Consider the following 22,661-nt stretch of genomic DNA (forward strand, 5'->3'; position numbering starts at 1 on the left):
GGTCTACACTAGCACCAGCTACACCCTCGTCATCAAGCCCTGTGGCGGAGGGGCACCCGCGGGTGAGACGGCCCTCCCCGCGCGCGTGGTGGGCCGTCTCATGTGAGGGGCAAGGTCCGTTTCATGTGCGGCTCACAGGGCGTCCGGACCCGTGAACCGGCGTACCCCCGACGGCGTCACCACCGCCTGCACCGGCCGGTCGTGCGCCTCCGCGGGCACCCGCTCGACGACCTCCGTGTCGTACAGCAGCACCACGAGCGCCGGGTGCGCGTCCGCTCCTTCCAGGCGCGCGAGCACCCGGTCGTACGACCCTCCGCCGCGCCCCAGGCGCATCCCGCGCGCGTCCACCGCGAGCCCCGGCAGCAGCACGGCGTCCGCGCCGAGCACGGAGTCCGGCCCGAGGCGTTCACCGGAGGGTTCGAAAAGCGCCATCTTCCCGCCGTGTTGGACGCGGGCGAGGGAGCCCTCCCCGGCGTACGCGCCCCAGTCCAGGTCGTGGTCCGGCAGCAGCGCGGGGAGCAGGACACGTACCCCCCGCGCGAGCAGCGCGTCCAGCAGCGTGAGCGTGCCGGGCTCGTTCTCGACGGAGACGTACGCCGCCACCGTGCGCGCACGCACCAGCTCCGGCAGCTCCAGAGCATGTTCGGCCAGCGCGTCGGCCGCTTTCCTGACGACATCCGTCGTCAACCTGTTCCTCACCCCGAGGAATTCTCGGCGCAACGTTCGCTTGTCACCCTCGGCTCCAGGTCCACAGTGCTCCACAGGTCGCTCCCGCACCCTTCCCAATCGGTTCATATGAGTGCCAATTAACCGGTGCCTCAGATTCTCCGCAAAGCGACCGGATAAGGTTGCGGACATGACTCAGTCGCACCCCAGGATCAGCAAGGCTGTCATTCCGGCGGCAGGCCTCGGCACCCGGTTCCTGCCGGCCACCAAGGCCACTCCCAAGGAGATGCTGCCGGTCGTCGACAAGCCGGCGATCCAGTACGTGGTCGAGGAGGCCGTGTCGGCGGGGCTCGACGACGTCCTCATGATCACCGGACGCAACAAGCGCCCTCTCGAAGACCACTTCGACCGCAACTACGAGCTGGAGTCGGCGCTCCAGAAGAAGGGCGACGCCGGCCGGCTCGCCAAGGTGCAGGAGTCCAGCGACCTGGCCACGATGCACTACGTGCGCCAGGGCGACCCCAGGGGCCTCGGCCACGCCGTGCTCTGCGCGGCCCCGCACGTGGGCCACGAGCCCTTCGCCGTCCTGCTCGGCGACGACCTGATCGACCCGCGCGACCCCCTGCTCCAGCGCATGATCGAGGTCCAGGAGCAGCACGGCGGCAGCGTGATCGCGCTCATGGAGGTCGACCCCGAGCAGATCCACCTCTACGGCTGCGCGGCCGTGGAGACCACCGCCGACGGCGACGTCGTCAAGGTGACCGGCCTGGTCGAGAAGCCGGACCCGGCGGACGCCCCGTCCAGCTACGCGGTGATCGGCCGTTACGTCCTCGACCCGCACGTCTTCGACATACTGCGGCGCACCGAGCCGGGCCGCGGCGGCGAGATCCAGCTCACCGACGCCCTCCAGCAGCTCGCCCAGGACGAAAAGGTCGGCGGCCCCGTGCACGGCGTCGTCTTCAAGGGCCGCCGCTATGACACCGGCGACCGGGGCGACTATCTGCGTGCCATTGTCAGGCTCGCGTGCGAACGTGAAGACCTGGGCCCGGACTTCCGGACCTGGCTTCGCAGTTACGTAGCCGAGGAGATGCAGCAGAGTTGAGCAGCACCGCGACCCGTCCCGCCGGCCCGGACCGCCTGTGGTCGGTGGACGAGCACCTGGAGGACATCCTCACCACCGTCCGCCCCCTGGAACCCATCGAGCTGCAACTCCTCGACGCCCAGGGCTGTGTGCTGGTCGACGACGTCACGGTGCCCCTCGCGCTGCCGCCGTTCGACAACAGCTCCATGGACGGGTACGCGGTACGGGTCGCGGACGTGGCGGGCGCGAGCGAGGAGTTCCCGGCCGTCCTGGAGGTCGTCGGGGACGTCGCGGCGGGCGCGGCCGAGCTGACCCCCGTGGGCCCCGGCCAGGCGGCCCGCATCATGACCGGCGCCCCGCTGCCCCCCGGTGCCGAGGCCGTCGTCCCCGTGGAGTGGACCGACGGCGGACTCGGCGAGGGACCGGTCGCCGGGATGCGGGCACGCAGCCGCGCGCCCGAGGGCGCCGAGGGGCACGTGCGCGTGCACCGGCCGGCCGAGGCCCGCGCGCACGTGCGCGCGCGGGGCAGCGACGTGAAGGCGGGCGACCTCGCCCTGGCGGCCGGCACCGTCCTCGGCCCGCCGCAGATCGCGCTGCTCGCCGCGGTCGGCCGCGGCACGGTACGGGTACGCCCGCGCCCGCGCGTGGTCGTCGTGTCCACCGGCAGCGAACTCGTCCAGCCCGGCGAGGGACTCGGCAGCGGCCAGATCTACGACTCCAACAGCTTCGCCCTCACCGCCGCCGCCCGGGACGCGGGCGCCATCGCCTACCGGGTGGGCGCCGTCGTCGACGACGCCGAGACGCTCCGCGCCACCATCGAGGACCAGCTCGTCCGCGCCGACCTGCTGGTCACCACCGGCGGAGTCAGCGTGGGGGCGTACGACGTCGTCAAGGAGGCGCTGGCGCACGTCGGCGACGAGGACGAGCCCGGCGGCGGCATCGACTTCCGCAAGCTCGCCATGCAGCCCGGCAAGCCCCAGGGCTTCGGCTCCATCGGCCCCGACCACACGCCCCTGCTCGCGCTCCCGGGCAACCCCGTGTCGTCGTACGTCTCCTTCGAACTGTTCGTCCGCCCCGTCATCCGCACCCTGATGGGCCTCGACGACGTGCACCGGCCGCGCACCACCGCGACCCTCAGGGCCGACAAGGCGCTGGGCTCGCCCAAGGGGCGCAGGCAGTTCCTGCGCGGGGCGTACGCCGACGGCGAGGTGACCGCCGTGGGCGGCGCCGGTTCGCACCTGGTCGCGGCCCTGGCCCACGCCGACGCGCTGATCGTCGTACCCGAGGACGCGGAGTCCGTGGAGCCCGGCACGGACGTCGAGGTCGTCCTGCTCGGCTAGGAGGCCGTCCAGCTCGGCCAGGAGCCGACCTGCTCGGCCAGGAGCCGACTGCCCGGCCGGGGACGTCCGCCGGGCGTCCGCCACGCGCGTGCACCCGTCCGCCGGGCGGTCCTGCCCGCTGTCGTGTGCCGCCTTGGCGGTACCGTGTCGCGCACAGCAGGCCCGAGCGCCGCACCGCGACGGGCCAGGACCGGGAGCGCCACACAGCATGACTGAGCCCTTCCGGGGGGACACCCCCGGACCCTCTGTGCCAGACCGACTGACACACATCGACGACGCGGGCGCCGCCCGCATGGTCGACGTGTCCGGCAAGGACGTGACCGCACGCACCGCCCGCGCGAGCGGACGGGTCCTCGTCTCGCCCCGCGTGGTCGAGCTGCTGCGCGGCGAGGGCGTGCCCAAGGGCGACGCCCTCGCCACCGCCCGCATCGCCGGGATCATGGGCGCCAAACGCACCCCCGACCTGATCCCGCTGTGCCACCCCTTGTCGGTCTCCGGTGTGAAACTGGATCTGTCGGTCGCGGACGACGCGGTGGAGATCACGGCCACCGTGAAGACGACGGACCGTACGGGAGTCGAGATGGAGGCCCTCACCGCGGTCTCCGTCGCGGCGCTCACCGTGATCGACATGGTCAAGGCGGTCGACAAGGGAGCGGTCATCACGGACGTACGCGTGGAGCAGAAGACGGGCGGCAAGTCGGGCGACTGGAGCCGGGCGTGACGGGCGGGCCGGCGGCCGGCACCGCGCCGTACCGGGCGCTGGTCGTGACCGCCTCCAACCGTGCCGCCGCCGGCGTCTACGAGGACAAGGGCGGCCCGCTGCTCGCGGCCGGTCTCCGGGGCTTCGGATTCGCCGTGGACGGGCCGCAGGTGGTACCCGACGGGGACCCCGTGGCGGCCGCGCTGCGGGCGGCGGCCGACGCCGGGTACGACGTCGTCGTCACCACCGGCGGCACCGGCGTCTCGCCCACCGACCGCACGCCCGAGGCGACCCGCGCGGTGCTCGACTACGAGGTGCCGGGCATCGCCGAGGCCGTCCGGGCGTTCGGACGGGAGAAGGTGCCCACCGCCGCGCTCTCCCGGGGCCTGGCCGGAGTGGCGGGCCGGACCCTGATCGTCAACCTTCCGGGGTCCACCGGCGGGGTGCGGGACGGCCTCGCCGTCCTGGAGCCGCTGCTGGCACACGCCGTCGACCAGATCCGCGGCGGCGACCACCCGAGACCCAGCAGTGGGGGTGCGAGCTGAACAGCCCGTCCTGGCCCGTCGTGCTGGTGGACGGCGATGTCGTCCTCCGGCCGATAAGGGTGCGCGACCAGCGGGAGTGGCGCGAGGTCAACCGGCGCAACCGCGACTGGCTGCGGCCGTGGGAGGCGACCATCCCGCCGCCTACGCCCAGCGGACCGGTCGTGCACCGGCCGACCTACCGGCAGATGGTCCGGCACCTGCGGTCCGAGGCGAACGCGGGCCGCATGCTGCCGTTCGTCATCGAGTACCAGGGGCGCCTGGTGGGGCAGTTGACGGTCGCCGGGATCACCTGGGGGTCGATGTGCTCGGGGCACGTCGGCTACTGGGTGGACCAGGGGGTGGCCGGCCGCGGGGTGATGCCGACGGCCGTCGCGCTCGTGGTGGACCACTGTTTCCGCACCGTCGGTCTGCACCGCATCGAGGTCTGCATTCGCCCGGAGAACCGGCCCAGCCGCCGGGTCGTGGAGAAACTCGGATTCCGCGAGGAGGGGCTGCGGCCGCGTTATCTCCACATCGACGGCGCCTGGCGCGACCATCTCGTCTTCGCGCTCACCGCGGAAGAGGTGCCCGAGGGGTTGCTCGCCCGCTGGCAGCGGGCACGCTCCCGGAGTACGTCCGCGAAGGCGCCGGGCCCGGGTCGGGGTCCGGGGCCGGGTCGGGGTCCGGGTCCGACGGGCACTCCGAACGGGCCCTGGAATCCGCAGAACACCCCAGGGAATCCCGGCTAGCCGAAAAATTGAATGCTTGTTCGAAATTGATCGGTTGTTGACCAACTCAGGGCATTGAATTCGCGGCTCCGGCGGCCTGCTGATCGCATCGGTCACAAAAAAAGCTCGAAATATCAGCCGGATCGTGCGACACACCGGCGCAATTGGCAGATGGCCCCACGCAAACCCCTCTACCGTGTGAGGCGTGAGCAGCAGCGGCCTCATCTACGCAGTCATTGTCGGGGCCTGGGCCGCCTACTTGGTGCCGATGTGGCTCCGTAGGCAGGACGAGCTGAACGAGGCCCGTCCGACGGAACGCTTCAGCACCGCCATCCGGCTGCTGTCCGGACGGGCGGGGATGGAGCGCCGGTACGCCAGGGACCTGCGGGCGCGCTCCGCCTCGGAGGGGGAGCAGGACGCCGGCGAGCCGGACGCCGTCACCGACTCGGTGGACGTCCGAGCCTTCGCCATGCCTCCGACCCGTCGTCAGGTCCGGGCAGACCTGGAGCCGGAGGCACCCGGGCGTCACGAACCGGCACGCGGCCAGGCGGTCGCGCAGGCGGCCAAGTCCCCGTCCGCGCCGTCCCGTCAGAAAGGCACCGTGCCCGCCCCGGCCCCGGCACCCGCCTCGGCATCCGTCTCCACGTCCACGTCGGCGCCCAAGTCCGGCGCCACGCCCGCACGCAAGCAGGTTCCGGCCCCACGGCGCGCACCCTCCGCGCAGGCGGCCGCGGAACGCGCCCGGCGCTCGAAAGCGCTCGCCCGCCGTCGGCGCACCACCGTCATGCTCTTCGTCGCGTTCACGCTGGGCGCGATCGTCGCCGCCGTCGGGGGGCTCGCGTTCCTGTGGGCACCGGGCGTGCCCGCCCTCATGCTCAGCGCCTACATCGCCTACCTGCGCGCACAGGAGCGCCGGCGTTTCGCCTACCAGATGGACCGGCGGCAGGCCGAGGTCGCCGCGCAGCGGTTGCGGGAGCGCCAGCCGCGCCGGCGCCCGCCCCTGGACCACGGGACCGGCGCGGACGAACCGGAGGAAGGACCAGAGACCGGGACCGACCCCGGCCTGTCCGCCCTCGCCGCCGACCGGCGCGCCCTCGTCGAGCAGACCGATCACGCCGAGTGGGTCGACCAGCAGCGCGAGCGGCAGCGGCGGCCCGGGCACGGGGACAGCTGGGACCCGGTACCGGTGCCCCTGCCGACGTACGTGACCGCGCCGGTCGCGCCGCGTGCCACCTCCGACGTGGACCTGGGGGCGCCGGACGCGTGGAGTTCGGCACGGTCCAGCGCCGTCGTGCCGGAGCAGGAGACCAAGCCGGCGGCACCGGAGGCCGAGGCGGAGGAGCCGGTGCCCGCCGACGACGACAGGACCGCGGACGGCCGGACCGACGCCCGCCGCGCGGCCTCCGCCCGCCGGGCACGCGAGCGCGGCCGCACGCCCCTCTTCGACCAGTACGAGGACGGCGACCGCCCGCGCGCGGCCAACGAATGACCTGACGACTAGGGCGCGGGGCGCCTCGGCACCCCGCGCCTGACCAGTCAGGGAACGGATTTCCAAGCACCCCGACGGGGATGCTAGAGTTTCACTCGTTGCAAGGGCCTGTGGCGCAGTCCGGTAGCGCACCTCGTTCGCATCGAGGGGGCCAGGGGTTCAAATCCCCTCAGGTCCACTGCACGATGAGACCCCGCACGATCGTGAAGATCGTGCGGGGTCTTCGTCGTTCCGCGGCCCGTCGGTCCGGCGGGTGGCGGCTGGGCCGCCACCCGGCAGGTCCGCCGCGGCAGTTGCGGAGGGCGCGGGGGCTGCGGAGGTCGCGGAGGTCACGGCCTACAGGTCCACCGGTGCGTCCGCCGGTCCGTCCGCCCGCAGGGCCTTGGCGAAGCAGCGGCTCGACTCGTAGTGGCGGTAGTAGCCGAACTTGGTGCACGGTTCGTAGCCGCTGGAGGTGTACAGGGCGATGGCCTCCGGCTGCTTGGTGCCGGTCTCCAGGACCATGCGGAGGCGGCCGGCCGTGCGGGCGTCGTCCTCCAGGGCCGCGAGCATGCGGCGGGCCAGACCCCGGCCGCGCATCCTGTCGATGACGAACATGCGCTTGAGTTCGGCGTCGCCGTCCTCGTTGCCCTCGCCGTTCGCGTCCTGGCTGCGCCAGCCGCCGGTGGCCACGGGGCGGTCGGACTCGTCGTACGCGATCAGGTAGACGCCGTTCGGCGGCTGGAAGTCGGCCGTGTCGAGGACGGTGGCGTCGCCGCCGTCGCCGTAGCGCAGCTGGTACTCGGCCTGGACCTCGTCGTTCAGCTTGACGGCGTCGGGGTGGTCGAAGGCGACCGGACGTATATTCATGTAAGGCATCGTATATTCGTGCAGGCGGTGAACGCGGTGGACATCAGGACTCCGTCCAGTGTGCCGGTATCGTTCCCGCGTGCTGACTGTGACCTCGGTGAATGTGAACGGACTGCGGGCCGCCGCGAAGAAGGGCTTCGTGGAGTGGCTCGCGGAGACCTCCGCGGACGTGCTCTGCCTCCAGGAGGTGCGCGCGGAGCCGCAGCAGCTCCCGGAAGAGGTGCGCGCGCCCGGCGGGTGGCATGTGGTGCACGCCCCCGCGGCCGCCAAGGGGCGCGCAGGGGTCTCCCTGTACACCCGGCGTGAGCCCGACCGCGTGCGCGTCGGCTTCGGGTCGGACGAGTTCGACGCGAGCGGCCGCTATGTCGAGGCCGACCTGCCCGGCGTCACCGTCGCCTCCCTCTATCTCCCCTCCGGAGAGGTGGGCACCGAGCGGCAGGACGAGAAGTACCGGTTCATGGGCGAGTTCCTGGCCTACCTGAAGGAACTGCGCGAGCGGGCCGCCGCCGACGGGCGCGAGGTCGTCGTCTGCGGTGACTGGAACATCGCCCACCGCCAGACCGACCTGAAGAACTGGCGAGGCAACACCAAGAACTCCGGCTTCCTCCCGGAGGAACGGGAGTGGCTCGGCAACGTCCTGGACCCGGCCGACGGCGGATACGTCGACGTCGTGCGCGCGCTGCACCCGGACGTCGAGGGGCCGTACTCCTGGTGGTCGTACCGGGGGCGGGCTTTCGACAACGATTCGGGATGGCGCATCGACCTCGCCGTGGCGACCCCTGGGCTGGCCGCCCGCGCCGTCAAGGCAGTGGTGGAGCGAGCGGCCAGTCATGAGGAGCGGTGGTCGGATCACGCTCCGGTGACGGTGGTCTTCGAGATGTGACGCGGACCGGTGTCCTCGCCGAGTGCGAAGGCCAGACGTGAGATGTCCGGTCCGAGGAGACGTGCCGGGCCGCCACCGCAGCGCCCCTTGCCGACAGTGACGCGGACGGCGCTTTCCAGCAGGAGCTCGCGTGAGACGGGCCTGTCCGTCGACGTGGCCTCTTGAAAGCGGTCGACGGTGTACGCCTCGAGCCAGTGGGAGCGCATTGCGGCCGGGGCGGGACAGGCTTCGCCGCGCGCTGTTGCACGGCACGTGTAGTCGCCGTACGGATACCCCTTGCGTACGGCGAGGTACATGCGCCCCGCGCAACCTGCGCAATGCGCGACGCCGGTGAGGAGGGCGGTCGTCCGGGATCTCGGCCGACGGGTGCCGTTGGCGCGGGTCGCCAGGACTTCTTGCAGGTCCTGGAATTCCTCGTCGGTCAGCAGCGGTTCACCTACGAGCACCGGGTCGCCGTATGCGTCGCGAACCGTCTGCCCGCCATGTGTCCGGTGTCCCATCAGCGAGGGACCGCGCAGCACCTTGGACAAGGTGCCTGACGTCCACCGGAAACGGTCGAAGTCCCGTCCGTGCCGCCGCCCGCCCGTCGAGCGACCTTGGAGCTGGGCATGGCGGTCACGTGGCACGAGTACTCCCGACTCGTTCAGTTCGCGCGCGATGGCGACCAGGGAGCGTCCCTCGTGTACGTCGGCGATGATCGTACGGACGAGGGCGGCGGACTCGGGGTCAGGGGCCAGGCACCACCCGCTACCCGAGGGGTGCGGCGCCTTCCGGTATCCGAAAGGGACCAGGCCGCCGCCGTAGCGACCCGCTGCCCGCAGCGCTTCGTGACTGCTGCTGAGGCGCGCGGAGATGGTGTGGGCCTCCCTCTCGGCATCATGGGCGAGGTCCATGCACCGCCGGATGGTCGAGCTGTCCGCCTGCGGTGTCACCACGAGGGGTCGCTCGGCGTCGGGCATGCCGAAGACGAGTGTCCGCCCGTACTTCCGCCCCCACGCGGCAAGTTCGACCATGTGGGCCACGGAACGTGCGGCGCGGTCCACGTGGGACCACATGATCGCGTCGAACGCCTGAGGCAGCAGCAGCCAGGACGAGAGAGGGCCTCTCGAACGGCGACCTCTGGCGAGCCGAGACACCCAGGTCGGACGCCTCGGCCACCAGGTCGAAGCCGAGCTGTTCGGCGCTGAGTCGGATGATTGCGCGCTGCCGGGCCGGCGAGGTCGTCGCGCTGGTGAGACAGCTGAGACGCACGGCGGCAAGGGCTCTTGGCCGCCCGGCGTGGCGAGGATGGGATGGGGTGGGCGGAGTTGCTTGAGGGCTACGCTTGGGCACGTCGACGCTCCTAGACAGAGTCGGCCGTACCCCGGGGCTGGTCGCACAGCCGCCGGGGCCTTTTCGATCTCACTCTCGGAGCACGAACATCGGCACGAGGAAGATTCGTCGGAAAGTACCTCGAAAGAGTGATATGTGCGATCGGTGACCTAGGCCCGCTTGCGCAGCCGTCGGTCCAGGGCCAGGGACACCTCTGCCTCCACCACGCTCCGGGCCAGCGGGCGCAGGCGTTCCATGTCCTCCTCGGGGCCGTGGCGCAGGACGAGTTCGGCGAAGAGTTCGGCGAGGGCGTCGGCGTGCTCGCGGACGGTGCGGCCGGCTGCCAGGACCTCCGCGAGCGGGAAGCCCTCGCGGACCAGGGCCGAGGAGGCGTCCAGCAGGCGGCGGCTGATGTGGACGATGTCGTCGCCGTCGGTGCCGAGGTAGCCGAGGTCCATGGCGGCGGCGAGGTTCTCCGGGGTGACCTCGCCCTCGAAGCGGGCGGCGAGCTCCTCGGGGGTCAGGCGGACCGGCTCCTCCTCGGTGGGGGCGCCGATGCCGATCAGGTCGGCGACGTTGCGGCCCTGGTCGAGGGCTTCCGCGAGCTCGGCGATGCCGTTCAGGGTGTGGCCGCGGTCCAGGAGCGCCGAGATCGTGCGCAGCCGGGCCAGGTGGTGGTCGTCGTACCAGGCGATACGGCCCTCGCGGCGGGGCGGCGGGATCAGCTTGCGCTCGCGGTAGAAGCGCAGGGTGCGCACGGTGATGCCGGCCAGCCCGGCCAGTTCCTCCATGCGGTACTCGCGCCCGCCGCCCTGGGCGGAGGCCGTGGGGGTTGCTCGTCCGCCGTCGTCCGTCACGTGCGCAGCCTATGTTGTACCGCCGGTAACTTTCCTTCTTCCGGCCTCTACCCATCGGTACACAGCTGCTCTACAGTCCAACCGTGCCAGTGTTCACTGGCGTAATCGCGGTCGATGTGTGGAGGCTCCGGGATGGCCCAGCACGAGCATGTACGGGTGGCGGTGATCGGGTCCGGGTTCGGCGGACTGGGCGCGGCCGTGCGGTTGCGCAGGGAGGGGATCACCGACTTCGTCGTCCTGGAGCGGGCCGGCAGCGTCGGCGGTACCTGGCGGGACAACAGCTACCCGGGGTGCGCCTGCGACGTGCCCTCCCATCTGTACTCCTTCTCCTTCGCGCCCAACCCCGACTGGCCGCGCACCTTCTCCGGGCAGGAGCACATCCGCGCCTATCTGGAGCACGTCACCGACGTCTTCGGGCTGCGGCCCCATCTCCGCTTCGACGCCGAGGTCAAGCGGATGACCTGGGACGCCCAGGCGCTGTGCTGGGACATCGAGACCGCCGCCGGCTCCTTCTCCGCCGACGTCGTCGTCTCCGCCACCGGGCCGCTGTCCGACCCGAAGATCCCCGAGATCCCCGGGCTGGACACCTTCCCCGGCAAGGTCTTCCACTCGGCCCGCTGGGACCACGACCACGACCTGCGCGGCAAGCGGGTCGCCATGGTCGGCACCGGCGCCTCCGCGATCCAGATCGTGCCCGCCGTCCAGCCCGAGGTCGCGCACCTCACCCTCTTCCAGCGCACCCCGCCGTGGGTGATGCCCCGCGCCGACCGGGCCATCAGCACCGCCGAGCGCCGGCTGCACCGCGCGCTGCCCTTCACCACCCGGGCCCGGCGCGGGCTCCTGTGGGGCATCCGGGAACTGCAGGTCCAGGCGTTCACCAAGCGGCCCGACGAACTCGGCCTGATCGAGAGCATCGCCAAACGCAACATGGCCCGCTCGATCAAGGACCCGGCGCTGCGCGCCAGACTCACCCCGGACTACCGCATCGGCTGCAAGCGGATCCTGCTCTCCAGCTCCTACTATCCGGCGCTGGCCCAGCCGAATGTGGACGTGGTGGCGAGCGGGCTCAGTGAGGTGCGAGGGTCGACGGTCGTGGCCGCCGACGGCAGCAGCGCCGAGGTCGACGTGATCATCTTCGGCACCGGCTTCCACGTCACCGACATGCCCATCGCCGAGCGGGTCGTCGGGGCCGACGGACGGACCCTCGCGGAGGCCTGGAAGGGCGGCATGGAGGCGCTGCGCGGTGCCTCGGCCGCCGGGTTCCCCAACTGGATGACGATCATCGGGCCCAACACCGGCCTCGGGAACTCGTCCATGATCCTGATGATCGAGTCCCAGCTGAACTACCTGGCCGACTACCTGCGCCAGCTCGGCGTCCTCGGCGGCCGGGTGGCCCTGGACGCGCGGCCCGGTGCGGTGGCCGCCTGGAACCACCGGGTCCAGGAGCGCATGAAGCGCACGGTGTGGAACACCGGCGGCTGCACCAGCTGGTACCTCGACGCGAGCGGCCGCAACACCACCATCTGGCCCGGTACGACCACGGAGTTCCGGCGGGCGACCCAGCGGGTGGACCTCGCGGAGTACGAGGTGATCCGCCCGTCCCTGCCCGGTGGCGGTAGTGGTACCGGTACCGGTACCGCCATCGGCGGCGAGAAGGCCGCGGACGTGGAGGTGGGCGCATGAGCCGGCTCACCCACGTGACCACCGGGCCGTACGCCCCGCCCGCCCCCGCGCGCGAACTCACCGTCGTCTCCGCCGACGGCGCCCGCCTGCACGCCGAGGTGCACGGCCCCGAGGACGCGCCCCCCGTCGTCCTCGCCCACGGCTGGACCTGTTCGACCGCTTTCTGGGCGGCGCAGATCCGCGACCTGGCCGCCGACCACCGGGTGATCGCGTACGACCAGCGGGGGCACGGGCGCAGTCCCGCGAGCCCCGCGTGCACCACCGATGCGCTGGCGGACGACCTCGAAGCGGTGCTCGCGCAGACCCTCGCCCGCGGTGAACGTGCCGTGATCGTCGGCCACTCCATGGGCGGCATGACCGTCATGGCGGCCGCCGCACGCCCCCGCTTCCGCGAGCACGCCGCCGCCGTCCTGCTGTGCAGTACCGGCAGTTCGCGGCTGGTCGCGGAGGCGCGCGTGCTGCCGCTGCGCGCCGGCGGCCTGCGCACCCGGCTCACGGCGCGGGTCCTGGCCTCGCGCGCCCCGCTCGGACCGGTCACGCCCGTCGCGCGGCGCATCCTCAAGTACGCGACCCTGGGCCCGGGTTCCGCCCCGCACATGGTGGAGGCGTGCGCACGGATCGTGCACGCCTGCCCGCGCGCCGTGCGCCACGCCTGGGGGCGCGTCCTCGCGCAGCTCGATCTCGACCACGGCGTACGGGAGTTGCACGCACCCACCGCGATCGTCACCGGCACGGCCGACCGGCTCACGCCCCCGGTGCACGCCCGCGCGCTGGCCGCCGCGCTGCCGCACCCCCTCGGCCTCCTCGAACTGCCGGGCATGGGCCACATGACTCCGGTCGAGGCACCGGAGACGGTCAACGGAAAGATCCGGGAACTGGTCGCCGCGTACGTGACCGGCGCCCCTGAAGCAGCCGGTGCCGACGGGCCCGAGCGGATCAAGGAGGGCTCATGAGCAGGGTCGGTCTCGAAGGACAGGTCGCCGTCGTCACCGGAGCGGCGCGCGGGGTCGGCGAGTTGCTCGCCCGCAAGCTCTCCGCGCGCGGGGCGAGGATCGCGCTGGTCGGGCTGGAGGAGGAGGCCCTCAAGGAGGTCTCCGGGCGGCTGCACACCGACAGCGCGCACTGGTACGCCGACGTCACCGACCACGAGGCGATGAGCCGGGTCGCGCGGGAGGTCAAGGAGCGGTTCGGGAAGGTCGACATCGTGGTGGCCAACGCCGGGGTGGCGAACGGCGGTCCGTTCGCCGACTCCGACCCGGAGGCCTGGCGGCGGGTGATCGAGGTCAACCTGATCGGCTCGGCGGTGACGGCCCGCGCGTTCCTGCCGGTCCTCACCGAGAGCCGCGGCTATCTGCTGCAGATAGCCTCGCTGGCCGCGATCACGCCGGCGCCGATGATGACGGCGTACTGCGCGTCCAAGGCGGGCGTGGAGGCGTACGCGCACAGCCTGCGCGCCGAGGTCGGCCACCAGGGGGTGCGGGTCGGGGTCGGGTACCTGTCCTGGACGGACACCGACATGGTGCGCGGCGCCGACCAGGACGAGGTGATGCGGGAGTTGCGGCAGCGGCTGCCGTGGCCGGCGAACAAGACGTACCCGCTGGGACCGGCCGTGGACCGGATCGTGGCCGGCATCGAGCGGCGCTCGGCGCATGTGTACGGGCAGCGGTGGCTGCGCGGGATGCAGGGCGTGCGCGGGTACCTGCCGGCGCTGATCGGCACGGTCGGGCAGCGGGAGATGAAGCGGTTCGCGCCCCGCTTGCAGGGCGTCCGCACGGGGCTCGTCGGTGCAGGTGGGGCGGCCGACGAGGAGGCGCGCGCTACGCACCGTCATTGATCGAAATGCGAGCGTAGTCGGCCCGTGTGAGTCTGGTCGAGGCCCCACTGAGGGCCGATCCCCCCTCACCCTCCACGGGAGTGAACCCACATGGGTATGAAGGACAAGGCCGGAAAGATGCAGGACCAGGGCAAGCAGAAGATGCGCGAGGCCCAGGAGCAGGCCAAGCACCGCGGCCAGCAGGCGCAGGAGCGCGGCCAGCAGGCCCACCAGCAGGGTCAGCAGAGCGGCAAGCAGGCGCAGGAGCGTGGTCGGCAGATTCCTGAGCGCGGTCGCCAGAACCTGGACGACACCGAGCAGGAGATGCAGGACCGGTTCGACCAGGACTACGACGCGTAGCGTTGCGCCTGACTCGGCCTGACCTGGGCTGAACGCGCGTGGGGCGCCCTTCGTTCGAAGGGTGCCCTGCGCTGCGTCTTCAGCCGCATACGGACTGGTGCGTGGAGCCGGGCAGGTACAGGTCCCGCTCCCGGTCGGTGATGTCGCGGTGGATGGCGGCGCAGAGGTTGTGGACCAGCCGGGCCGGGACGGGCAGGGTGACGTTCCACAGCCGTACCGTGCCGTCGCTGCCGCCGCTGGCCAGTGTGTGGCCGTCGGGACTGAAGGCCAGGGATTGCACTTCGCCGGTATGGCCGACGAATTCGGCACGTGAGTACCCGGTGGCAACGTCCAGGAGCGACACCGATCCGCCGTCGTCGCCGTCACTGTGGCCGGTGGCGAGGGTGGTGCCGTCCGGACTGAAAGCCACGGTTGTCCCCGCGTTGGGGAAGGTGTCCTTGATGCCGGCGGTGGCTGGATTCCACAGCCGTACGGTGCCGTTTCTGCTGCTGGTGGCGAGGGTGGCGCCGTCCGGGCTGAAAGCGATCGACACGACAGCGTTGTTCGACGGATCCAATTCTCTCGCAGGTCCTGATGTCTCAGCCTTGGTCTCGTCCTCGGGCATGTTCAGGGTGGACACGACGTGTCCGCTGTTCACGTCCAGCACCCGCACCCGTCCGAAATGGCCACTCACGGCGAGCATCGTGCCCGCGGGGCTGAAAGCCAGCGATGGCATCGTTCCTTCGGTGTGCCTGTCTGGGAAGACCTTCTTCGTACGGCCGGTGGCAGCGTCCTTGAGAACGACGGTGCCCAAGTCCCGGACGGTGGCGAGGGCGGTGCCGTCCGGGCTGAACGCGACCGCCGTTCCTGCTTTGGGAAGGGTCTTCTCCTTCCGCCCGGTCGCCGAGTCCCACAGCTCTACGGTCTCCGCCGATCCGCTGGTCGCCAGCGTGCGGCCGCTGGGGCTGAAAGCCATGTCTACGGTGCCTCGGCGGCCCGGTAGCACGTGCGTGATGTCACCGGTCGCTGTGTCCCACAGCTGTACGGTGCTGTCGGGCGAGTCCATCGCCGCGGTACCGACGGCGAGGGTGGTGCGGTCTGGGCTGAACGCCACCGTGCTGTCCACGGTCCCGGGCTTGTGGAGTGTGGCCTTGGGCTGACGGCTGGCGGCATCCCAAAGCCGTACGCTGCCGTCGCTGCTGCCGGAGGCCAGGGTGGCACCGTCCGGGCTGAACGCGACCGAGTTCACCGCCTCGGTGTGCCCGGTGAGAGTGATTCTGAGCCGGCGGCCGGAGACGTCCCACAGCCGTACGGTGCCGTCGTCGCTGCCGGAGGCCAGGGTCGTGCCGTCCGGGCTGTAGGCCAGGGTGCGGACGGTGGCGCTGTGACCGGTGAGGCTCGCCTCGGCGCGTCCGGTGGCCGCGTCCCAGAGTCGTACCACCCCTGATCCGCTTCCCGTGGCCACGGTGTGCCCGTCAGGGCTGAAGGCCACCGACTGCAAGGAGTCCAGGGAGTCGGTGGTGAGCGTTGCCCTGATTTGGCCGGTGGTCAGGTCCGACAGATAGATCCTTCGGTTGTGCCCGCCCGTGGCCACGGTGTGTCCGTCCGGGCTGAAGGCCACCGTCATTTCGAAGCCGGGAGGAGCGGAGAGAGTGGTCTTCACGCGGCCTGCGGCCACATCCCACACGCGTCTGGCGTCGCTCACCGCCATCGCCCGGCCGTGAACGAAAGCAACGGCCTCCACACGCTTGTCGGATATCGCGGCACGCGTTTCGACGCGGCCCTTCGCGACGTTCCATACTCGGACACCCGCGACCCCCGCGGTGACGAGACGTTCTCCCCCGCGGTCGAAGGCCATGGACCATACGGCATTGCCGGAACTGGCCAGAGTGGACCGTCGACGACCACTCGCGACATCCCAAAGTTTGATGTAGTCGGCGCCGAAGTCGTCGTCGCTGCCGGCCGTCACCACCGTCCTGCCGTCGGGGCTGAAGGCAACCGATTCCACCGTCTCGGCGTTGGCCGCGATGCGGTGTTCGAGTGGCACGCTCGCGGCGGCGTACAGGCTTGTGGTGGCTTCGCGGGTGGGGCTGGTGCGGTAGGCCTGGATCGCCAGCAGGGAGGCCAGGTCCGAGTCGCTGCCCAGCAGGGCGGTGGACTGTGCGGCGAGCTGGCGGGACTGGGCCTGGCGCTGTGCGGTGACCGCGCTCTGGCGCTGGTCGAGCGCGGTGCCGGTGGCCGTGAGCGCCGCGACGAGCAGGAACGCCAGACAGGCGACGAGGGCGCGCAGTCGGCGTGTCCTGCGAGCGGTCTGTCTGCGTTCGTCGTCGCGGGACTGGAGGCTCGCCGCCAGGAAGTCCTTCTCCAGCGGGGTGAGGTGGTCCTGCTGTTCCGCGGTGAAGGTCTCCTCGGCGGTGGCGAGCCGGGTGCCGCGGTAGAGGGCGCCGGGGTCACGGCCGAGCTCGTCCCAGGACTTGGCCGCCTCGGATAAGCGGCGCTGTCCGCGCAGGAGTTCACGGCTCGTGTCGATCCAGTCGCGCAGCCGGGGCCAGGCGGTGATGACGGCTTCGTGGGCGAGGTCCACGGTGTCGTCGTCGAGGGTGACCAGCCGGGCGCGGGCCAGCAGTTCGAGGATCTGGTCGGTGTCCGCGCCGCTCGTGGGGTTGAGTTCGCTGTGCGGCGCGGGGCGGCGGGTGTCCTGGGCTCCCTCGCCGGGGGTGATCAGGCGCAGCAGCAGGCTCCGGGCGAGGGCGGCCTGCTCGGGCCGCAGCCGGGTGTAGACCTGCTCGGCGGTGCCGGCGATGGCGCCGTGGATGCCGCCGGCGGCCTCGTAGGCCTTGAGGGTGAGGGTCTTGCCCCTGCGGCGGCGCCAGGTCTCCAGCAGGGCGTGGGACATCAGCGGCAGGCTGCCGGGTTCGTCCGCCACTTCGTCGATGATCCTCGCGCTGAGTGCGCGCTCCAGCGTCAGACCGTGGGCGGCGGCCGGTCCGACGATCGCTTCCCGCAGTTCTTCCCTGCTCATCGGCGTGACGAGCAGGTTGGCGCTCTGGAGGGCGCGGGCGAGGCCGTGGTGCTCGCCGCAGCGGCCGTAGAAGTCGGCACGCACCGCGATCACCACGCGCAGGCGGCTGTCCTCGTCGAGTGCCGTCAGCAGGTGCTCGATGAACCTGACGCGCTCGTCGCTGTCGTGGCAGAGGGTGAACACCTCCTCGAACTGGTCGACCAGCACCCAGGTTTCCCCCTCACCGGCCGCAGGGGTCAGAGCGGGAGCGTGCCGGTCGGCCGGCCGCTCGCCGGGGGTGAGGATCCGGATGGCCGCCGGGCGGGCCGCCGGCGGGGCCTGCCGCAGCGCGGGGATGAGGCCCGCTCGCAGCAGCGAGGACTTCCCGCTGCCGGACATGCCGACGAGCCCGGTGAAGCGGTGCGCCCCGGCCGTCCGGACCAGATCGGCCGTCAGCCGGTCCCGGCCGAAGAACCTGTCGTGATCGCCGGGCTCGAAACGCGACAGCCCGAGATACGGGCCCGGTGTCCCGTCGTCGGGCGCCAGTTGCTCCTGTTCCTCCTCCCGCGCGGCCTGGTGCCAGCGCCGCTCCCAGTCGGCGGCGCGCCCGCCGCACGCGGTCGCGTACGCCAGGACCACGGCCAGCGAGGGCAGCCGCTCCCCGGCGGCGGCCTCGGAGAGAGTGGCGGGCGCGTATCCGCACCGTTCGGCCATGGAGCGGTAGGTGGGCCCGCCGGCCTCCTGGCGCAACGTGCGCAGCTCATGGGCGAAGCGCTGGACCGGTCCGGCCTCGGGATCCAGTGGACTCTCAGGACGACCCACGTGAGTGATGCTCCTTCTCAGGGAAATACGCCCGCGGATTGCGCGGATCCACGATGAGGTGCCACGGCCTGCCCGCAACAGACATCGCCCGGCCGATTTCCCGGATCCCTGTCCGTCGGTTGTCCCGCGTTCCCTCCCCCGTGGGGAACGCGGGACAACCGGTCAGGGGGGCGCAAGCCCACCGCCCGGGTCGGCCGCGTTGCCGGCGGCCCTTCCTCGTCTTCGATTGCAGCAGCGCGAGAGTTGATTGACAGGCCCTTTCTGCACCCGAATCAACCGGGAACGGCCAGGTGGCGCGGGCTCCTCCGGCGTGCTTCCCCCGGACCGCGGACCGCCGGCTCCGGCGGCATCAGGGCGGAAGCGGATCGGGCGTCCGGTAATTCGCCGCGCATGGGGGGCTGTTGATCGGCGGCGCGGAAGGGGATGTCAATCAACTTGGACGCCACTGGAATAACCACATGGCTTTCGCCGCACCGCAATACGCGGAGAAAACCAGGAAGCAACGGATAAGTCGCGAATCCCTCATCGGGAATCGGAATCAACCACCAGCAGGAAGGAAAGTCATGATCGCGTTTTCTTCACGGAAGGTGCTGGCCGCGGCGATGGCGACCGCGGCGCTGACGGCAGGGGCGGTCTCCGTCGCTCCGGCGGCCACCGCGTCCGTCAGCCAGGGGTACGTGGTCGGCGGCGGCTGGGGTGGCGACGTGCAGGACGACTTCGGGGACGAAGGCCCCCTGGACTCCTCCTCGCACCGCACCAGCCTGGCCACCGCCCTGTGGCAGGACATCCTGTGGGCCGACGGACTCCTTCCCGCCTCCGGAATCGACTGCGACTACGGGCCCAACACCACCGCGGCCACGAAGAACTGGCAGGTGAAGTTCGGCGCCGGAAGCCTGGACGTCGACGGCAGCGCCGGCCCCAAGACCATGGGCACCGCCGACCAGTGGCTCACCGATCAGGGCAATGGCAGGGACATCAAGTACACGGGGACCGAGGGGCGCGTCGTGATCTTCCGTCGAGTCGGCGGCATCTACCAGATCTACCTCAACACCGCCTGGCGGAACGCCTCCTACACCTCCTCCTCCGGCTGCTGAACCCGCTCCCGGGCACCCCGGCCGGTGTCGGCCGGGGTGCCCTCGCGCACTTGTGTCAAGGGGACTCCGGCCTCGGCGGCAGCTTCGGGCGGGAGCGGTCGGGGACCTCGGTGTAGTCCGGGGGGACCGCTGCCGGGTGGTCGGTCAGGAGGTCCAGGGCGAGCTGGATCGCGTCGTCCATCTCGACGTGGCGGCCCTCCGCCCAGTCCAGGGGGGTGCGCAGGATCTCCAGATCGGGGGCCACGCCGTGGTTCTCGACCGACCAGCCGTAGTCCTCGAACCAGGCCGCGTTCATCGGCACCGTGATCACCGTGCCGTCGCCGAGGCGGTGCCGGCCGGTCATCCCGACCACTCCGCCCCAGGTGCGCTGCCCGACGACCGGGCCGAGCTTCAGCAGCTTGATCGCGGCCGCGATCATGTCGCCGTCGGAGGAGGTGGCCTCGTCGGTGAGCGCGACGATCGGGCCGCGCGGGGCGTTGGAGGCGTACGACACCGGCTGGGCGTCGCGCGTCAGGTCCCAGCCGAGGATGGTCCGGGTGAGTTTCTCCACGACGAGTTCGCTGATGTGGCCGCCCGCGTTGCCGCGCACGTCGACGATGAGCGCCGGGCGCGAGACCTCCATGCGCAGATCGCGGTTGAACTGGGCCCAGCCCGAGCCGCCCATGTCCGGGATGTGCAGGTAGCCGCACTTGCCGCCGCTCATCTCCCGTACCACCTCGCGGCGTTTGGCCACCCAGTCCTGGTAGCGCAGCGGCCGCTCGTCGATCAGCGGGAGGACGGCGACCCGGCGCGGCGGCCCCGACTCGCCCTCGCCCGGGGTGAACGTCAGCTCCACCGTGGTGGCCCCCGCCCCCGCGAGCAGCGGGAACGGCCCGGTCACCGGGTCCACCGGCCTGCCGTCCACGTGGGTGAGGACCGCACCCTCCCGGATGCCGGTGCCCGCGAGCGGGGAACGCGCCTTGGAGTCGGAGGAGTCGCCGGGCAGGATCCGCTGGACCGTCCAGCCGCCGTCCCGGTGTACGAGGTTGGCGCCGAGCAGGCCCTGGAAGCGCTGGTAGTGCGGCGGACCCTCGTTGCGGCGGGCCGGGGTGACGTAGGCGTGCGAGGTGCCGAGTTCGCCGAGGACCTCGCGCAGCAGGTCGGCGAAGTCGTCGGGGGAGGCGACCCGTTCGACCAGCGGGCGGTACTGGTCGAGCACGCCGTTCCAGTCGATGCCGCACATCCCCGGGTCCCAGAAGTAGTCCCGGATGAGGCGGCCGGCCTCGGCGTACGCCTGGCGCCACTCGGCGGGCGGGTCGACCTCGTGCAGGATGCGGCGCAGGTCGATCCAGACGGTCGTGTCGCCGTCGCCGGACTCGGTCGACGGAACGGCCCGCAGCTCGCCCTCGTCGACCACGACGAGCCGGCTGCCGTCGCCGCTGACGGTGAACCAGTCGAGGTGGTCCACGAGTTCGGACTTTTTCGCCTTGCTGATGTTGAAGTACTCGAGGGTCGGCCGGCCGCTGGTGTCGGCCGGGTTGACGAAGGTCTCGCCCAGCGCGCCCGAGATCGGCCAGCGCAGCCAGACCAGGCCGCCGCCCGCGACCGGGTACAGCGCCGAGTACTTGGAGGCGGTGACCGGGAACGGGGTCACCCGGCTCTCCAGGCCCTCGACCTCGACCGTGACCGCGCTGCCGTCGCCGGGCTCCTCGTCCTCGACGGGGTCCAGGCCGCCGGCGGCCGGGCGTCCGTCCGGGTTGAGGGCGAAGGGGGAGGGGGTCGCCGAGGAGAGCGGGACCAGGTAGGGGCGGCAGCCGAGCGGGAACGACAGGTCGCCGGTGTGGACGTCGTACACCGGGTCGAAGCCGCGCCAGGAGAGGAACGCGAGGTAGCGGCCGTCGCGGGTGAAGACCGGGTTCTCGTCCTCGAAGCGGCCGTTGGTGACGTCGATGACGAGCCGGTCGCTGATGCGCGCCATCTTGATCTGCCGCAGCGAGCGGCCGATGCCCGGATGCGACCAGGTCAACCATGACCCGTCCGGGGAGAAAGCCAGATCACGGACCGGTCCGTTGACCGACTGGATCAGCTCGGTGACCGGGTTGCCGGAGTCCGTGCCGTCAACAGAGTCGTCGGCAGAGTCAATGTCGGCGGGCGCGGAGGCATCAACCCCGTCAACGTCGTCAACCCCGTCAACCCTGTCAACGTCGTCAACGTCGTCAACGTGATCAAGGCCGTCAGTGGAATCAACAGAACCCTCGACGACCTCAACCTCCTCCGTCGCGTCGATGAGCAGCAGCCGTCCGTCGTGTGCCGCCACGGCCAGCCGTTCGCCCAGGGGGTCCGAGACCAGTTCGAGCACCCGGCCCAGCTTCCCGCAGGCCAGCCGGCGCGGTGGGCGGGCGCCGCTGGCCCGGGGCAGGTGGGCGATCTCGACCGCGTCCTCGCCCCCGGCGTCCGTGACGTACGCGATCTGCCCGGTCGAGCCGAGCATCTCCGGCAGCCGCACCCGTACCCCCGGCGTGTCGGCGATGGTGCGGGCCGGGCCGTCGCGGTGGGTGAGCCAGTGCAGGCTGCCGCGTACGACGACGGCGCTGGCCCGTCCCGTCTCGTCGACCGAGATGCCGTCGACGTGCTGGGCGGCCGGCACCTGGTAGGGGCGGCGCCCCGCCCGCGGCCCGGACAGGCGTACGTCGAGCCTGCGCGGTGTCGCGTCCGGGCCGAGGTCGTCGACGAGCCACAGGTCGCCCGCGCACTGGTACACCACGCGTGTGCCGTCGCTGGCGGCGTGCCGGGCGTAGAAGGCGTCGTGGTCGGTGTGCCGGCGCAGGCCGGAGCCGTCGTAGGCGCAGGAGTAGAGGTTGCCGACGCCCTCGTGGTCGGAGAGGAAGGCGATCCGGCCGCCGACGAACATGGGGGCGCACAGATGGCCGCCGATGCCGTCGAGCAGTCGCTGCCCGTGCAGCCACAGCCGGCCCATGGCGCCGCCCCGGTAGCGCTTCCAGCCGGCCGGTTCATGGGGTGGGGTGCCGGTGAGCAGCAGGGTCCGGCGTTCGTCGGCGATGTCGGCGACCTGGATGTCGGCGACCGGTCCCCAGGGCAGCTTGCGGCCCGGGTCGCCGTCGGGGGAGACCTTGTAGGCCCAGCTGAAATAGGAGAAGGGCTGCCCGTGCGAGGCGACGGCCAGGATGTCCGCGGTGCCCTCCCTGTCGGGGGGTGTCCAGCCGCACACCCGGGTGTCGGCGCTGCCCCAGTACGTCAGCTGCCGGCCGGGCCCGCCGTCGACGTCGACGAGGTGGATCTCGGGCACCAGGCTGCGCCAGCTCGTGTAGGCGATCCGGCGGCCGTCCGGCGAGAAGCGGGGGTGGCCGACCTTGGTGCGGTCGACGGTGAGCCGCCAGGCGCGGCCCGGGGTGTCGAGCGAGGTCAGCCAGAGGTCGTCCTCGGCCACGAAGCACAGCATGTCGCCGCTGAGATGGGGCAGGCGCAGATAGCTCACCTCCCC

The 22,661-nt window shown here is 71.7% G+C and carries 18 protein-coding genes and 1 tRNA gene; 13 read left to right on the forward strand and 6 right to left on the reverse strand.

Going from position 1 to position 22,661, the window contains the following annotated elements; genetic code table 11:
• Positions 1-132: 132 nt before the first annotated feature.
• Complete coding sequence (locus ACWGKQ_RS14135; RefSeq protein WP_453292177.1) at positions 133-795, reverse strand: 5-formyltetrahydrofolate cyclo-ligase; 663 nt, start codon at positions 793-795, stop codon at positions 133-135.
• Positions 796-856: 61 nt separating this feature from the next.
• On the opposite strand from ACWGKQ_RS14135, the gene galU reads away from it, so the two are divergent.
• The 7 genes from galU (at position 857) to ACWGKQ_RS14170 (ending at position 6,706) form a co-directional block, all read left to right on the forward strand.
• Entirely contained in the window at positions 857-1,768 is a 912-nt protein-coding gene (galU, locus tag ACWGKQ_RS14140; RefSeq protein ID WP_361287254.1) for a UTP--glucose-1-phosphate uridylyltransferase GalU, read from the forward strand.
• On the forward strand, positions 1,765-3,087 hold the full coding sequence (gene glp, locus ACWGKQ_RS14145; RefSeq protein WP_453292178.1) for a molybdotransferase-like divisome protein Glp: 1,323 nt from the start codon (positions 1,765-1,767) through the stop codon (positions 3,085-3,087). The genes galU and glp overlap by 4 nt, the downstream gene beginning before the upstream one ends.
• Before the next feature lie 208 nt (positions 3,088-3,295).
• Positions 3,296-3,808 carry a cyclic pyranopterin monophosphate synthase MoaC gene (moaC, locus tag ACWGKQ_RS14150; protein ID WP_453292179.1) on the forward strand — a complete coding sequence of 171 codons (513 nt, stop codon included), beginning with the start codon at positions 3,296-3,298 and terminating at the stop codon, positions 3,806-3,808.
• Positions 3,805-4,332 (forward strand): MogA/MoaB family molybdenum cofactor biosynthesis protein, encoded by a 528-nt coding sequence (locus ACWGKQ_RS14155; RefSeq protein WP_453292180.1) that lies wholly within the window; start codon positions 3,805-3,807, stop codon positions 4,330-4,332. The genes moaC and ACWGKQ_RS14155 overlap by 4 nt, the downstream gene beginning before the upstream one ends.
• 20 nt (positions 4,333-4,352) lie before the next feature.
• Positions 4,353-5,060: a GNAT family N-acetyltransferase gene (locus ACWGKQ_RS14160; RefSeq protein WP_453292181.1), complete on the forward strand. Its 708-nt coding sequence runs from the start codon at positions 4,353-4,355 to the stop codon at positions 5,058-5,060.
• A 184-nt stretch (positions 5,061-5,244) separates the two neighbouring features.
• On the forward strand, positions 5,245-6,528 hold the full coding sequence (sepX, locus tag ACWGKQ_RS14165) for a divisome protein SepX/GlpR (protein ID WP_453292182.1): 1,284 nt from the start codon (positions 5,245-5,247) through the stop codon (positions 6,526-6,528).
• A 104-nt stretch (positions 6,529-6,632) separates the two neighbouring features.
• A tRNA-Ala gene (locus ACWGKQ_RS14170) sits at positions 6,633-6,706 on the forward strand.
• Positions 6,707-6,864: 158 nt separating this feature from the next.
• Here the strand turns inward: ACWGKQ_RS14170 and ACWGKQ_RS14175 are convergent.
• Positions 6,865-7,377, reverse strand: coding sequence for a GNAT family N-acetyltransferase (locus tag ACWGKQ_RS14175; protein ID WP_453292183.1), 513 nt, complete (start codon positions 7,375-7,377; stop codon positions 6,865-6,867).
• Between the two features lie 58 nt (positions 7,378-7,435).
• Here ACWGKQ_RS14175 and ACWGKQ_RS14180 point away from each other — a divergent pair, with 58 nt between their 5' ends.
• Positions 7,436-8,260 (forward strand): exodeoxyribonuclease III, encoded by an 825-nt coding sequence (locus ACWGKQ_RS14180; RefSeq protein WP_453292184.1) that lies wholly within the window; start codon positions 7,436-7,438, stop codon positions 8,258-8,260.
• Here ACWGKQ_RS14180 and ACWGKQ_RS14185 read toward each other — a convergent pair.
• Both ACWGKQ_RS14185 and ACWGKQ_RS14190 read right to left on the reverse strand, forming a co-directional pair.
• Positions 8,227-9,273 (reverse strand): recombinase family protein, encoded by a 1,047-nt coding sequence (locus ACWGKQ_RS14185; protein ID WP_453292185.1) that lies wholly within the window; start codon positions 9,271-9,273, stop codon positions 8,227-8,229. The two genes, ACWGKQ_RS14180 and ACWGKQ_RS14185, sit on opposite strands and share 34 nt — an antisense overlap.
• A 468-nt stretch (positions 9,274-9,741) precedes the next feature.
• On the reverse strand, positions 9,742-10,362 hold the full coding sequence (locus ACWGKQ_RS14190; protein WP_453292203.1) for a MerR family transcriptional regulator: 621 nt from the start codon (positions 10,360-10,362) through the stop codon (positions 9,742-9,744).
• 198 nt (positions 10,363-10,560) lie between these two features.
• On the opposite strand from ACWGKQ_RS14190, the gene ACWGKQ_RS14195 reads away from it, so the two are divergent.
• From ACWGKQ_RS14195 to ACWGKQ_RS14210, 4 genes are all read left to right on the forward strand, one after another.
• Positions 10,561-12,111: a flavin-containing monooxygenase gene (locus ACWGKQ_RS14195; protein WP_453292186.1), complete on the forward strand. Its 1,551-nt coding sequence runs from the start codon at positions 10,561-10,563 to the stop codon at positions 12,109-12,111.
• Entirely contained in the window at positions 12,108-13,064 is a 957-nt protein-coding gene (locus tag ACWGKQ_RS14200; protein ID WP_453292187.1) for an alpha/beta fold hydrolase, read from the forward strand. The genes ACWGKQ_RS14195 and ACWGKQ_RS14200 overlap by 4 nt, the downstream gene beginning before the upstream one ends.
• Positions 13,061-13,945 carry an SDR family oxidoreductase gene (locus tag ACWGKQ_RS14205; RefSeq protein WP_453292188.1) on the forward strand — a complete coding sequence of 295 codons (885 nt, stop codon included), beginning with the start codon at positions 13,061-13,063 and terminating at the stop codon, positions 13,943-13,945. The genes ACWGKQ_RS14200 and ACWGKQ_RS14205 overlap by 4 nt, the downstream gene beginning before the upstream one ends.
• Positions 13,946-14,035: 90 nt before the next feature.
• Complete coding sequence (locus tag ACWGKQ_RS14210) at positions 14,036-14,284, forward strand: hypothetical protein (protein WP_453292189.1); 249 nt, start codon at positions 14,036-14,038, stop codon at positions 14,282-14,284.
• Positions 14,285-14,363: 79 nt separating this feature from the next.
• Here the strand turns inward: ACWGKQ_RS14210 and ACWGKQ_RS14215 are convergent, their stop codons facing one another.
• Positions 14,364-18,086 (reverse strand): nSTAND1 domain-containing NTPase, encoded by a 3,723-nt coding sequence (locus ACWGKQ_RS14215; RefSeq protein ID WP_453292190.1) that lies wholly within the window; start codon positions 18,084-18,086, stop codon positions 14,364-14,366.
• Positions 18,087-18,649: 563 nt separating this feature from the next.
• Between ACWGKQ_RS14215 and ACWGKQ_RS14220 the strand changes: the two genes are divergently transcribed.
• A complete protein-coding gene (locus ACWGKQ_RS14220; RefSeq protein ID WP_453292191.1) occupies positions 18,650-19,180 on the forward strand; it encodes a peptidoglycan-binding domain-containing protein in 531 nt (176 codons plus the stop codon).
• Between the two features lie 55 nt (positions 19,181-19,235).
• On the opposite strand, the gene ACWGKQ_RS14225 is transcribed toward ACWGKQ_RS14220, so the two are convergent.
• Complete coding sequence (locus ACWGKQ_RS14225) at positions 19,236-22,655, reverse strand: S41 family peptidase (RefSeq protein ID WP_453292192.1); 3,420 nt, start codon at positions 22,653-22,655, stop codon at positions 19,236-19,238.
• Positions 22,656-22,661 lie beyond the last annotated feature (6 nt).

This window comes from Streptomyces sp. NPDC054770 (assembly GCF_053611985.1).